The organism is Thermomonospora curvata DSM 43183, from assembly GCF_000024385.1.
Taxonomy (GTDB): domain Bacteria; phylum Actinomycetota; class Actinomycetes; order Streptosporangiales; family Streptosporangiaceae; genus Thermomonospora; species Thermomonospora curvata.
The window spans coordinates 2,333,245-2,345,875 of sequence record NC_013510.1 but is presented as its reverse complement, the minus strand read 5'-3'; the positions used below and the strand labels follow the sequence as shown (position 1 = coordinate 2,345,875).

The 12,631-nt window shown below is 73.7% G+C and carries 11 protein-coding genes; 9 read left to right on the top strand and 2 right to left on the bottom strand.

From position 1 onward, the window contains the following. Positions 1-10: 10 nt before the first annotated feature. Positions 11-745: a histidine phosphatase family protein gene (locus TCUR_RS09790; protein ID WP_012852337.1), complete on the top strand. Its 735-nt coding sequence runs from the start codon at positions 11-13 to the stop codon at positions 743-745. 151 nt (positions 746-896) lie between these two features. Here TCUR_RS09790 and TCUR_RS09785 read toward each other — a convergent pair whose 3' ends face one another. Then, positions 897-2,402: a helix-turn-helix domain-containing protein gene (locus TCUR_RS09785; RefSeq protein WP_012852336.1), complete on the bottom strand. Its 1,506-nt coding sequence runs from the start codon at positions 2,400-2,402 to the stop codon at positions 897-899. Between the two features lie 647 nt (positions 2,403-3,049). Here TCUR_RS09785 and TCUR_RS26440 point away from each other — a divergent pair. From TCUR_RS26440 to TCUR_RS28345, 4 genes are all read left to right on the top strand, one after another. Next, positions 3,050-3,601, top strand: coding sequence for a hypothetical protein (locus tag TCUR_RS26440; RefSeq protein WP_012852334.1), 552 nt, complete (start codon positions 3,050-3,052; stop codon positions 3,599-3,601). Beyond that, positions 3,598-4,653 carry a threonine aldolase family protein gene (locus TCUR_RS09775; RefSeq protein WP_012852333.1) on the top strand — a complete coding sequence of 352 codons (1,056 nt, stop codon included), beginning with the start codon at positions 3,598-3,600 and terminating at the stop codon, positions 4,651-4,653. Before TCUR_RS26440 ends, TCUR_RS09775 begins: the two co-directional genes overlap by 4 nt. Positions 4,654-5,219: 566 nt before the next feature. Further along, entirely contained in the window at positions 5,220-5,876 is a 657-nt protein-coding gene (locus TCUR_RS09770; protein WP_012852332.1) for a hypothetical protein, read from the top strand. A gap of 244 nt (positions 5,877-6,120) precedes the next feature. Beyond that, positions 6,121-6,255, top strand: a complete 135-nt coding sequence (locus TCUR_RS28345) for a hypothetical protein (RefSeq protein WP_012852330.1) — start codon at positions 6,121-6,123, stop codon at positions 6,253-6,255. A 63-nt stretch (positions 6,256-6,318) separates the two neighbouring features. Here TCUR_RS28345 and TCUR_RS09765 read toward each other — a convergent pair whose 3' ends face one another. Then, entirely contained in the window at positions 6,319-6,906 is a 588-nt protein-coding gene (locus TCUR_RS09765) for an SACE_7040 family transcriptional regulator (RefSeq protein WP_012852329.1), read from the bottom strand. A 78-nt stretch (positions 6,907-6,984) separates the two neighbouring features. Between TCUR_RS09765 and TCUR_RS09760 the strand changes: the two genes are divergently transcribed. From TCUR_RS09760 to TCUR_RS09745, 4 genes are read left to right on the top strand one after another with little or no spacing between them, the layout of a single operon-like run. Further along, complete coding sequence (locus TCUR_RS09760; protein ID WP_012852328.1) at positions 6,985-8,589, top strand: carboxyl transferase domain-containing protein; 1,605 nt, start codon at positions 6,985-6,987, stop codon at positions 8,587-8,589. Between the two features lie 7 nt (positions 8,590-8,596). Continuing rightward, entirely contained in the window at positions 8,597-10,555 is a 1,959-nt protein-coding gene (locus tag TCUR_RS09755) for an acetyl/propionyl/methylcrotonyl-CoA carboxylase subunit alpha (RefSeq protein WP_012852327.1), read from the top strand. Further along, on the top strand, positions 10,552-11,481 hold the full coding sequence (locus TCUR_RS09750) for a hydroxymethylglutaryl-CoA lyase (protein ID WP_012852326.1): 930 nt from the start codon (positions 10,552-10,554) through the stop codon (positions 11,479-11,481). Before TCUR_RS09755 ends, TCUR_RS09750 begins: the two co-directional genes overlap by 4 nt. Then, a complete protein-coding gene (locus tag TCUR_RS09745) occupies positions 11,478-12,626 on the top strand; it encodes an acyl-CoA dehydrogenase family protein (RefSeq protein WP_012852325.1) in 1,149 nt (382 codons plus the stop codon). Before TCUR_RS09750 ends, TCUR_RS09745 begins: the two co-directional genes overlap by 4 nt. Positions 12,627-12,631: the final 5 nt, after the last annotated feature.

The window sequence follows — 12,631 nt, the reverse complement described above, 5'->3', positions numbered from 1 at the left end:
GCATGGAATCATGATCGGTGTGCGGAACCTGGAGTCGCTCATCTTGACCCGGCACGGCGAGAGCCTCGCCAACCTCGCCCAGCAACAGGCCCACCAGGCCCTCCAGGATCCGCCCGAAGAGATCGACGTCTGCGACCGGGACGCCGATGTGCCGCTGACCGAGCGGGGGCGGCGGCAGGCCGCCGCACTCGGCCGCCGGCTGGCGGCGCTGCCCGCCCACGAGCGGCCCACCGTCGCCGTCTCCTCGCCGTACCTGCGGGCGCTGGAGACCGCGCGCATCGCGCTGGCCGAAATGGACTCCCCTCTCCCGCTGCTGGTGGACGAGCGGCTGCGGGACCGGGAGACGGGCGTGCTGTACCGGCTGACCCCGCACGGCGTGCGGGTGCGCCACCCCCGGGAGGCCGAGCGGCGCGAGCGGCTCGGCGAGTTCTACTACCGGCCCCCCTGCGGGGAGTCCTGGACGGACGTGGTCTTGCGGCTGCGCAGCGCCTACCGGGACATCGACACCGACCATGCGGGCGGCCGGGTGCTGGTGGTGGCCCACGACGTGGTGGTGCTGCTGACCCGCTACATCGTCGAGGGGCTGACCGAGCAGCGGGTCCTGGAGCTCGCACGGACCCAGGTCGCCAACTGCTCCTTCAGCCGCTGGGTCCGCCGGGACGGACGGCTGCATCCGGCCGAGTACGGCGACACCGCGCACCTGGCCGGGCCGTCCGCCGGGCCGGGCCGCGGCCCGGCGGGCTGAGGCCTTACTCCACGCGGTTCCACGCGCCGTCTCCGCAGGCCGCACGCGAGCGCGCCGCGTTCGGGGACGATGCCGCAGAGGGGAGCGGGCGCTCTCTCCGCTGTTCGGGACGCCCGCTTGGGCGAAGGCCCGCTCACGGAGCGGCGGCCGCTCAGCCCTCGGCCAGCAGCCAGCGGGCGCGGGAGAGCGCCGCCGCGCGGCGGGGCTCGCCGGGCGGCAAGATCGCCGCCAGCCGCTGCTGCACCTCCAGGTCGTCCCGGCCGGCGGGGGTCTGCGCATAGATCCACAGGGCGTCGGGGCCGCCGCGGCTCAGCAGCTGGCGGCGCAGCCGGGCGGCCAGCTCGGCGCGTTCGGCGCGCAGCGCCGGGGACTCCGAACACGGCAGCAGCTCGCCGCGGTACAGCCGGGCCGCCTGCAGCAGGTCCTCCCCGCGCCCGGCCGACAGCAGCCGGCGCAGGGTCAGAAAGTCGGCGTCCAGCTCGCATTCCAGCCGGTAAGGCTTGGCCGCCAGCAGCTCGCCGAGCCGGCCGCGCAGCCGGTGGATCTCCGCCCGGACGGTCACCGGGTTGCCCTCGTCCCCGTACAGCAGCGCCGACAGCCGGTCGGCGTCCAGGCCGCGGGGGTGCAGCGCCAGCAGGGTGAGGATCTCGGCGTGCCGGCGGGTCAGGTGCAGCGGGCGGCCGTCCAGCAGGGCGTGCGGCGGGTCGCCCAGCATCGACAAGGTCAGCAGGGGGCGTTCGCCCTCGCGCCGGGCGGGCCGGGGCACCCGCAGCAGGAAGACCTCGCCCAGCGCCTCGGCCACCGCCGGGCACCCGTCCGGCAGCCGCAGCCGCCGCCCGTCCTGGGGAAGCGGCAGGCGCAGCCCGCGCCAGTCCTCCACCTCGGCGGCCAGCACCCGCCCGGTCTCGGTGACCAGCGCGACACCGCCGCCCGGCCCGCGCAGATGCCGCAGGTAACGCTCGCGCAGCAGCTCGTCGCGGACCTGCATGTCCAGCTCCAGCCGGGACTCGGCGAGCCGGGCCAGCGCGCCGACCAGTGCCAGGGCGCTGGGGTGCAGGGCGTGGGCGACGGCGCTGAGGTCGATGCAGCCCACCACCCGCCCGGTGTCGGGGTCGGTCACCGGGGCCGCCGCGCACGACCAGCCGTGCAGCACCCGCGCCACGTGCTCGGCGGAGTGCACGTACTCGGGGCGGCCCTCCGCCAGCGCGATGCCGATGCCGTTGGTGCCGATCGACCCCTCCGACCAGCAGAACCCTTCGGCCAGGCCGATCCGGGCGGCGGCGCGGCGCAACCGCGGCGGGCCGTGGCTCCACAGCACGTGCCCCTCGGCGTCGGAGATCACCATCAGCTGGGCCGACTCCTCGGCGACCCGGTCCAGCAGGCCGCGCAGCATCGGCAGGTGCCGGCTCAGGGGGTGGGCGGCGCGGGCGTCGGCCAGCACGTCGGAGTCGAAGACCAGCGGGGCCGCCGGGATGTCGGCGTCGACGCCGGCCGCACGGGAGCGGCGCCAGGAGTCGCCGATCACCGCCCGCGGGGCGGGCCCGTCCTCCCCGTCGTCCTCTCCGCCGGCGACGGCCTCGTGGGCGCCGGCCAGGGCACGGGCGACCTCACGGGGATCCCGGCAGGCATGCGGCGGTACCACGGGTCGTTCGGGCATGTGGTTCTCCTCCGCCCGGCGCATCGCCCGATGCGGGCGATCCCCATCGTGCTCCGGGCATGGTCGGTCACGAGCATGAGTCAAGCGATTACTGGACGCAACCGGTTCCTGGAAACTCGTCCTCGAAATCCAGCCGGAGAAGCACCAGGGAAGTGCAACGTGCATGCAACGTTGCACCGCTTACCGTACGGAGCCAGGGGGGAGGCCGTGCCGGGACCCGTCTTCCACCGGGTCCCGCCCCGCCGCCACGGACGCCTCGGGAACCGTCCCGGGCAGAGGGGGACGTCCGTGGCGGCGGGGGCGCGGCCGCTCGCCGGTGGCCTCGCTGCAAGGGGGAGATACCCAGGTGTTGTGCCCGACCTGCCGGAGCGTCCGGCCCGCGCTGAGCCCTGCGGAGTACACCCCCGACCGGGCCTACCTCATCACCCGGCACGGACTGTGCGTCTGCTCTCCCGACCGGCGGCGCCCGCCGCGCGACCCGCGGCAGGCCGCTCCCGCGCACCGGGATCCCGCGGAAACCCGCTGACGACGTTTTCGCGTTCCAGGGAACCGCCTGCCATCCATATCCGTCTCAAGAGCGTTCGCCTAGGGTTGTTGGGAAAACTGCCAGTCGCCCTCGGTTCACCCTCGAGACACCTGGAGCGCCCATGCCCCTTTCCCTGTCCGGCCTGGCCCGGCGCGCGACCGGCGAGTTCGATCGGCTGCTGGCGGCCCTCGCCCGGCAGGGGCAGGAACTGCTGTCGCCCGGCCGGGAGCAACGCGCCGAGATCGTGCGGCTGAGGGCGGCGCTGGCGGTGCAGTCCGAGCGCGCCGAGCGGCTGGAGCGCGCGCTGGCCGAGCAGTCGGCGGCGCTGAGCGCGGTGAGCCGGCAGCTGGCGGCGCTCGTCGCCCAGCTCAACGAGCAGCTGCTGCCGGGCATCGACGAGCGCATCCACGAGACCGAACGGGACCTGGCCCGCCTGGCCACCCGGCTGCTGCGCGCCGACCAGGAGGCCGCCCGCCGGCACAGCCGGCTGGAGACCGCCGAGCAGCGCATCGCCGATCTGCGGGAACGGACCGGGCGGCTGGAGCAGCGCACCGCGATATGGCGGGAGCTGCAGGCCGATGTGGCCCGGCTGGGCGAGGACCTGGACGCGCTGCGCTCCTGCGCCGCGCTGCAGGCCGGCGAGCACCGGGCGGCCGAACAGGAGCAGGCTTGATCTCCCGGGCGCACGACCCCGCCGAGCGCGGTTTCGCCAGCGACAACCACGCCGGCGTCCACCCGGAGGTGCTGACCGCGCTGGCCGTCGCCAACGAGGGGCACCAGCCCTCCTACGGCGCCGACGTCTACACCGCGCGGATGCAGGAGGTCTTCCGCCGCCACTTCGGCGAGCAGGCCCAGGCCTACCCGGTCTTCAACGGCACCGGCGCCAACGTGGTGGCGTTGCAGGCGATGACCGACCGCTGGTCGGCGGTGATCTGCGCCGACGGCTCCCACATCCACACCGACGAGTGCGGCGCCCCCGAACGGGTGGCCGGCCTCAAGCTGCTGCCCGTGCCCGCCCCGGACGGCAAGCTGACCCCCGAGCTGATCGACCGGCAGGCCTGGGGGTGGGGCGATGAGCACCGCGCCCAGCCCAAGGTCGTCTCCCTCACCCAGGCGACCGAGCTGGGCACCTGCTACACCGCCGAGGAGATCGCACAGATCTGCGCCCACGCCCATGCCCGCGGGATGGCGGTGCACATGGACGGCGCCCGCCTGGCCAATGCCGCCGCCTCGCTGGGAGTGCCGCTGCGGGCGCTCACCACCGATGCGGGGGTGGACGTGCTGTCGTTCGGCGGCACCAAGAACGGGCTGCTGGCCGGCGAGGCGATCGTGGTGCTCAATCCCGAGGCGGTGCGCGGCATGGTGTTCCTGCGCAAGGCGGCCATGCAGCTGGCCTCCAAGATGCGGTTCATCTCCGCGCAGTTCCTGGCGCTGCTGGAGGGCGACCTGTGGCTGCGCAACGCCGCCCACGCCAACGCCATGGCCCGCCGGCTGGCCGCGGCGGCCGGCCGCGTGCCGGGCGTGCGGATCGTGCGGCCGGTGCAGGCCAATGCGGTGTTCGCGGTCATCCCCAAGGACGTGGCCGAGCGGCTGCGCAAGCGGTTCTTCTTCTACACCTGGGACGAGCGCACCGGCGAGGTGCGCTGGATGTGCTCCTTCGACACCACCGAGCAGGACGTGGACGCCTTCGCCGCGGCTTTGGCCGAGGAGATGTCCGCCCGCTAGGCCCGATGCGGCGGCGGTGCCGCCGCGCCTTCCGCACCATCCCATCTCTGCAGGTCAAGATGGGTGCATCGCGACCAGGGGCGCCGTCGGGCCTCCTCCCCGGCGTTCAAGGGCACGCGCCCGAAGCAGGCGCGATTTCGGCCCTCCGTTCTCTGCGAGCGCAGAACGAAAGCACCATGGTCAAAAAACAGCGCCCCCCTTTTCGGGCAGTCATTTTCAGGCGGGGCCGGGCGACCGCAAGAGAACGCAAGCGGCCGGAGAATTGACCGCGGCGGACAAGTGACGGCTGGTTTGCAGCGTTTTCACAACAAAGGATTGTGTGGGGGATCACAATCGCGCCGTTCGGCGTTACATTGTCCCCACCGGCCGGCGGGTCAGGGAGCGGGATGACCGGCCGTGCCGTCGAGCCGTCATGCGTCCAGGCCCGGTATCCGGGCGTGCCGACCCCAAGAAGGCAGATGACACTCAGACCCCGCCCTGATCACCGTCCCCTCCCCCAGCAGCCCGGCCGTGCCGCCCGCCGTCGCGGCCACCATCGGGGACTGCGCAGACGCCGGATCAGCCGGATGACCGCGGCCCTCAGCGCGGCGCTGGGAATGGCGACGGCGGCGGGACTGATCGTGGTGCTGCGCTCGGTCGAAGGCCCCAGCCGCCCGATGGCCAACGTCGACCACGGCTCCTCCCTGCTGCAGGAGGTGCCCATCCCCGCCACGGGGCGTCCCGTCACCGTGACCACCGCCGAGGGCCATCGCTACACCGTCGCGGCGGTGCGCGGCGCCGTCGATCCGGCTCCCCTGCCGGGGGTGCAGGTGCCGCCGCCCGGCAAGGGGTACGCCTTCATCGACTACGTGCTGACCAACCCCCAGCACCACCCGATCCTGCTGGACTTCCCGCCGTATGTGTTCCTGCGGCGCTCGGTGGTGCCGCCGGACTTCGCCTCCCGCTGCGTGAAGCGGATCGGGGCGCCGCCGGAGCTGTGCGACCCGCCCGGACGGTCGCAGGTGATCGCACGGCTGCGCGGCTCGGCGGACCTGATACGGCAGGACGCCGACACCTATCTGGCGCCCGGCGCCTCCTACCTGGTGCGCGCCATGGCCGACCCGCCGGTGCCGGACTCGGCGGACCACCGGGACATGGGCCTGTTCATCTGGGAGGTGCGCTTCACCGGGGACCGGCGCTCCCGCCATGCCCCCTTCCCCGGCGAGGACTCCCGTACCGGCTGAGCCCTCTCCCCCGCCCACCGAACGGGTGGGCGTGGCGGGAGTGGAGCGTCACGTCGCCCAGGCCCGGCCCGAGGCCGCCGCCCGGGTGGCGACGGCGCAGCGGAAACGGGAGGCCGCCGAGCAGTGAGCCGAGCAGGCCCGCCAGGAGGCCGAGCGGGAGGCGCGGGCGAATGAGCGCGCACGGGAGATCTTCGTCCGGCGGGGCAAGAAGCACGCCCTGGCGCGGGCGCTTCGGGCACTGGGGATGACCATCGAGCTCACCGGCGATAAGGACGTGGCCCGCCGCCACTGCACCGAGGCACTGAATCTGTTCGAACGGCTCGGCCTGGCGCAGCCCGCGCAGGAGTGCCGTGGCCGCCTCTCCGGCCTCGCCCCCTGACCTGGCGGGCGTTCCGCGCCGTCGGAGGGACGCCGCGGAGCGTCTGCGGCGGGGCCGGGACGGTCAGCGGGTCCGCCCGGCGGCGCCGGACAGGGCCGCGGCGGCCATGGCGTGCAGCAGCCCGGCCATGGCCTGCCGGTCCAGTTCGCCCGCGCTGTGGGGGGTGGAGTTGAGCAGGCCGAAGGCGGCATGGACGGCGGCGCGGGCGTGCGCTTCGCCGATGCCGCCCGCGTGCAGGCGGCGCAGGACGCCGACCCACTGCTCGACATAGGCCCGCTGGAGGCGGCGGATCTGGTGGCGCTGCGGTTCGGGCACGTTGTCCAGCTCGCGCTCATGGACGGTGATCAGCGCCGGGTTGTCCAGGGCGAAGTCGATGTGCCAGCGCAGCAGCGCGTCCAGCGCCGCGGCGGGGTCGGGCAGGGCGGCCCGGCGGGTCCCCTCCTCCAGCAGGCGGCGGCTGATGTCCAACAGCATCTCCGCCAGCACCGCGTCCTTGCCGCGGAAGTGCCGGTACAGGGCGGGCCCGGTGAGGCCGACCGCGCGGCCCAGCTCGCCGATGGACACGCCGTGGTAGCCGTGGCGGGCGAACAGCTCGGCCGCCGCCTGCAGGATCTCGGCGCGGCGGGTGGGCGCCCCGGTGGCCTCCGTCATGGGAGGGAGTCTAGACGACCGCTGTTAACGTTCATTAACATCGCCGTTGTTAACGTTCATTAACCGTAGGGGGCGGACATGACCGGAACGGTGCTGCGCAGCCGGGTGGACGCCACCGGCGCGTCGTTCGCCCGCAACGCCGCCCGCAACCGGGCGCTGGCGGCCGAACTGCGCGAGCATCTGGCGCGCGCCGCGCTCGGCGGCCCCGAACGCGCCCGCAAAAAGCACACCGAGCGCGGCAAACTGCTGCCCCGCGACCGGGTGAACGCCCTGCTGGACCCCGGCTCGCCGTTTTTGGAGCTGTCCCCGCTGGCGGCGCACGGCATGTACGACGACCAGGCGCCGGGCGCGGGCATCATCACCGGGATCGGCCGCGTCCGCGGGCGCGAGTGCGTGATCGTCGCCAACGACGCCACCGTCAAGGGCGGCACCTACTACCCGATGACGGTCAAAAAGCACCTGCGCGCCCAGGAGGTGGCGCTGCACAACCGGCTGCCGTGCATCTACCTGGTGGACTCCGGCGGGGCGTTCCTGCCCCGCCAGGACGAGGTGTTCCCCGACCGCGACCACTTCGGCCGGATCTTCTACAACCAGGCCACCATGTCGGCCCGCGGCATCCCGCAGATCGCCGCGGTGCTGGGCTCGTGCACCGCCGGCGGGGCGTACGTGCCGGCGATGAGCGACGAGGCGGTGATCGTGCGCGGCCAGGGCACCATCTTCCTGGGCGGCCCGCCGCTGGTGAAGGCGGCCACCGGGGAGGTGGTGACCGCCGAGGAGCTGGGCGGCGGGGAGCTGCACGCCCGCACCTCCGGGGTCACCGACCACCTGGCCGACAACGACGAGCACGCGCTGGCGATCGTCCGCGACATCGTCGCCACGCTGGGGCCGCGGCCGCCGGCGCCCTGGCAGGTGACGCCGGTGGAGGAGCCGCGGGCCGACCCCGCCGAGCTGTACGGGGTGGTGCCGCCGGACCCGCGCACCCCCTACGACGTGCGCGAGGTGATCGCCCGCATCGTCGACGGCAGCCGCTTCGCCGAGTTCAAGGCCGAGTACGGCACCACGCTGGTGACCGGGTTCGCCCGCATCCACGGCCACCCGGTGGGGATCGTGGCCAACAACGGCATCCTGTTCTCCGAGTCGGCCCTCAAGGGCGCCCACTTCATCCAGCTGTGCGACCAGCGGCAGATCCCGCTGGTGTTCCTGCAGAACATCACCGGGTTCATGGTGGGCCGCCAGTACGAGGCGGGCGGCATCGCCAAGCACGGCGCCAAGATGGTCACCGCCGTCGCCTGCGCCCGGGTGCCCAAGTTCACCGTGGTGATCGGCGGCTCGTTCGGGGCGGGCAACTACGCGATGTGCGGCCGGGCGTTCTCGCCGCGTTTTCTGTGGATGTGGCCGAACGCGCGGATCTCGGTGATGGGCGGCGAGCAGGCGGCCTCGGTGCTGGCCACCATCCGCCGCGACCAGCTCGGCGACGCCTGGAGCGCCGAGGCCGAAGAGGAGTTCAAGGCGCCGATCCGCGAGCAGTACGAACGGCAGGGCAACCCCTACTACTCCACGGCCCGGCTGTGGGACGACGGGGTGATCGACCCGCTGGACACCCGCCGGGTGCTGGGGCTGGCGCTGTCGGTGGCCGCCAACGCGCCGCTGGAACCGGTGGGCTATGGCGTGTTCCGGATGTGAGGGCCGCATGTTTTCAACCGTTCTGATCGCCAACCGCGGTGAGATCGCCGTCCGCGTCATCCGCACGCTGCGGCGGCTGGGCGTGCGCGCGGTGGCGGTGCACACCGACCCCGACGCCGGCGCCCGGCATGTGCGGGAGGCCGACGAGGCGGTGCGCATCCCCGGCTACCTGGACATCGCCTCGGTGATCGAGGCGGCCCGCCGCTGCGGCGCGCAGGCGGTCCACCCCGGCTATGGGTTCCTGGCCGAAAGCGCCGCCTTCGCCGCCGCCTGCGCCGAGGCCGGCCTGGTGTTCATCGGCCCGCCGCCGGAGGCGATCGAGGCGATGGGCGACAAGATCCGCGCCAAGCGCACGGTGGCGGCGGCGGGCGTGCCGGTGGTGCCCGGCCGCCACGAGGCGGGCCTGTCGGACGCGCAGCTGGCCGAGGCGGCGCTGGAGGTGGGGCTGCCGGTGCTGCTCAAACCGTCGGCGGGCGGCGGCGGCAAGGGCATGCGCCTGGTGCGCGAGCCGGCGCACCTTCACGAGGCCATCGCCGCCGCCCGGCGCGAGGCGCGCGGGGCCTTCGGCGACGACGCGCTGCTGGTGGAGCGGTTCATCGACAACCCCCGGCACATCGAGATCCAGGTCTTCGCCGACGCCTTCGGCAACGTCGTCCACCTGGGCGAGCGCGAGTGCAGCCTGCAGCGCCGCCACCAGAAGATCGTCGAGGAGGCGCCCTCCCCGCTGCTGGATGAGGCCACCCGCGAGCAGATGGGCGCCGCCGCCGTGGCCGCCGCCCGCGCGGTCGGCTATGTCGGCGCCGGGACGGTGGAGTACATCGTCTCCGCCGACCGGCCAAAGGAGTACTACTTCCTGGAGATGAACACCCGGCTGCAGGTCGAGCACCCGGTCACCGAGCTGGTCACCGGGTGGGACCTGGTGGAGCTGCAGCTTCGGGTGGCCGCCGGGGAGGCGCTGCCGTTCACCCAGGACCAGGTGCGGCTGAACGGCCACGCCGTCGAGGCCCGTATCTACGCCGAGGACCCGGCGCGCGGCTTCCTGCCCACCGGCGGGCGGGTGCTGGCCTGGCGCGAGCCGGACGGCCCCGGCGTGCGGGTGGACTCCGGCATCGCCGCCGGCGATGAGGTCTCCAGCGCCTACGACCCGATGCTGGCCAAGGTCATCGCCTGGGGCGAGGACCGGACCGCCGCCCTGCGCCGCCTGGATGGGGCGCTGGCCGGCTGCACCCTGCTGGGGGTGACCTCCAACATCTCCTTTCTGCGGACGCTGCTGGCCCACCCGGACGTGGCGGCCGGACGGCTGGACACCGGCCTGGTGGAGCGGGAGCTTTCCGCCGCGGCCCCGCAACTGCCCGCCGAGGTGCCGGCCGCCGCGGCGCTGGAGCGGATGCTGGCGCTGGAGACCGCAGACGGCGACCCGTGGGCGATCCCGGACGGCTGGCGGCTGAGCGGCGCCGCCTGGACCCCGTGGGTCATCACCCCCGCCGGGGGCGCGCCCGTGGAGGTCCGCGTCCGCGGCCGGGCCCACGACGCCGAGGTCTCCATCGACGGGGCCGACCCGGTGCCCGCCGCACTGGCCCGCGATGGGGACGCGCTGCGCCTGACCTTCGGCGGGCGCACGACCCGTTACGCCTTCGCCCGCGACGGCCGGGTGCTGTGGCTGGGCCGCGACGGGCACGCCTGGGCGCTGGCCGAGCATGTGCGCACCGAGCAGGCCGGGGCGGCGGCCGCCGCCTCCGACGGCGTGGTGCGCAGCCCGATGCCGGGCACGGTGCTGGCGGTCAAGGCCGCCGAAGGCGAGCGCGTCACCGCCGGGCAGCCGCTGCTGGTGGTGGAGGCCATGAAGATGGAGCACACCGTCACCGCCCCGGTGGACGGCGTGGTGGCGCGCCTGCCCGTCCGCGCCGGCGCCCGCGTCGCCCTCGATGAGGTGCTCGCCGAGATCACCCCGCAGGAGGAGCAATGAGCGCGTTCCGCATGCCGGGCCTGCCGGAGCGGGTGACGATCTACGAGGTCGGCCCGCGCGACGGGCTGCAGAACGAGAAGACGATCGTGCCGGTCGCCGACAAGGCCGCCTTCATCGCCCGCCTGGCCGCCGCCGGGCTGCGCACCGTGGAGGCGACCAGCTTCGTCCACCCCAAGTGGGTGCCGCAGCTGGCCGACGCCGAGGAGCTGCTGGCCGTCATGGAGCGGGCCGAGGGCGTGCGCTACCCGGTGCTGGTGCCCAACGAACGCGGCCTGGACCGGGCGCTGCGGGCGGGCGTCACCCACATCGCCGTGTTCGCCAGCGCCACCGAGTCGTTCGCCCGCCGCAACCTCAACCGCACGGTGGCCGAGTCGCTGGCGATGTTCGCCCCGGTCGTCACCCGGGCCAAGGAGAACGGCCTGTGGGTGCGGGCGTATGTGTCGATGTGCTTCGGCGACCCCTGGGAGGGGGAGGTGCCGATCGAGCAGGTGGTCTCGGTGGCCGTCCGGCTGATGGAGCTGGGGTGCGATGAGCTGAGCCTGGGCGACACCATCGGGGTCGGCACCCCCGGGCATGTCACCGCGCTGATCGGGGCGCTGGGCGAGGCCGGCATCGGCGCCCAGAGGCTGGCGGTGCACTTCCACGACACCTACGGCCAGGCCCTGGCCAACACGCTGGCCGCGCTGCGCTGCGGGGTGACCACGGTGGACTCCTCGGCCGGCGGCATCGGCGGCTGCCCGTACGCCGAAAGCGCCACCGGCAACCTGGCCACCGAGGACCTGGTCTGGATGCTGCACGGGCTGGGCATCCAGACCGGCGTCGACCTGCCCGCCCTGGCCGCCACCAGTCGCTGGATGGCGACCCGGCTGGGCCGTCCCAGCCCGTCCCGCGTCGTCCAGGCGCTGCCGGTGGAGGAGGAGCAATGATCGACTTCACGCTGACCGAGGAGCAGCGGGAGCTGCGCGCCTCGGTGGAGCGCTTCGCCCGCCAGGAGGTGGCCCCGGTGATCGGGGACCTGTACGAGCGGGGCGAGTTCCCCTACCAGATCGTCGCCAAGATGGGCGAGATGGGGCTGTTCGGGCTGCCGTTCCCCGAGGAGTACGGCGGCATGGGCGGGGACTACTTCGCCTTGTGCCTGGCGCTGGAGGAGCTGGCCCGGGTGGACTCCTCGGTGGCGATCACACTGGAGGCGGCGGTGTCGCTGGGCGCCATGCCGATCTACCGGTTCGGCACCGAGGAGCAGAAACGGCGGTGGCTGCCGCAGCTGTGCTCCGGGGAGCGCCTGGCGGCGTTCGGGCTGACCGAGCCGGGCGGCGGCTCGGACGTGCCCGGCGGGATGCGCACCACCGCCCGCCTGGAGGACGGCCACTGGGTGATCAACGGGTCCAAGGCGTTCATCACCAACTCCGGCACCGACATCACCGCCTTCACCACGGTGGCCGCGCTGACCGGGGAGCGGGAGATCTCCACGATCCTGGTGCCCAACGGCACGCCCGGCTTCACCGTGGGCCGCAAGTACTCCAAGGTCGGCTGGGCGGCCTCCGACACCCGGGAGCTGTCCTTTGCCGACGTGCGGGTGCCGCAGGAGAACCTGGTCGGCGAGCGCGGCCGCGGCTACGCCCAGTTCCTGCAGATCCTGGACGAGGGCCGGATCGCGATCGCGGCGCTGTCGGTGGGGCTGGCCCAGGGCTGCGTGGACGAGTGCCTGCGCTATGTGCGCCAGCGGCAGGCGTTCGGCCGGGCCATCGGCGAGTACCAGGCCATCCAGTTCAAGATCGCCGACATGGAGGCGCGCACCCACACCGCCCGGCTGGCCTACTACGCGGCGGCGGCCAAGATGCTGGCCGGCGAGCCGTTCAAGAAGGAGGCCGCCATCGCCAAGCTGACCGCCTCCAACGCGGCGATGGACAACGCCCGGGAGGCCACCCAGATCTTCGGGGGCTATGGGTTCATGAACGAGTTCCCGGTGGGCCGGTTCTACCGGGACGCCAAGATCCTGGAGATCGGCGAGGGGACCTCAGAGGTGCAGCGCATGCTCATCGCCCGTTCCCTGGGACTCAGCTCACACTGATATTC

Bases quoted from the DNA above. Each gene is read 5' to 3' on its own strand.
- TCUR_RS09785 (WP_012852336.1), bottom strand. From the start codon at position 2,402: ATGCCCGAACGACCCGTGGTACCGCCGCATGCCTGCCGGGATCCCCGT.
- TCUR_RS09755 (WP_012852327.1), top strand. From the start codon at position 8,597: ATGTTTTCAACCGTTCTGATCGCCAACCGCGGTGAGATCGCCGTCCGC.
- TCUR_RS26440 (WP_012852334.1), top strand. From the start codon at position 3,050: ATGCCCCTTTCCCTGTCCGGCCTGGCCCGGCGCGCGACCGGCGAGTTC.
- TCUR_RS09770 (WP_012852332.1), top strand. From the start codon at position 5,220: ATGACCGCGGCCCTCAGCGCGGCGCTGGGAATGGCGACGGCGGCGGGA.
- TCUR_RS09750 (WP_012852326.1), top strand. From the start codon at position 10,552: ATGAGCGCGTTCCGCATGCCGGGCCTGCCGGAGCGGGTGACGATCTAC.
- TCUR_RS09760 (WP_012852328.1), top strand. From the start codon at position 6,985: ATGACCGGAACGGTGCTGCGCAGCCGGGTGGACGCCACCGGCGCGTCG.
- TCUR_RS09745 (WP_012852325.1), top strand. From the start codon at position 11,478: ATGATCGACTTCACGCTGACCGAGGAGCAGCGGGAGCTGCGCGCCTCG.
- TCUR_RS09790 (WP_012852337.1), top strand. From the start codon at position 11: ATGATCGGTGTGCGGAACCTGGAGTCGCTCATCTTGACCCGGCACGGC.
- TCUR_RS28345 (WP_012852330.1), top strand. From the start codon at position 6,121: ATGACCATCGAGCTCACCGGCGATAAGGACGTGGCCCGCCGCCACTGC.
- TCUR_RS09765 (WP_012852329.1), bottom strand. From the start codon at position 6,906: ATGACGGAGGCCACCGGGGCGCCCACCCGCCGCGCCGAGATCCTGCAG.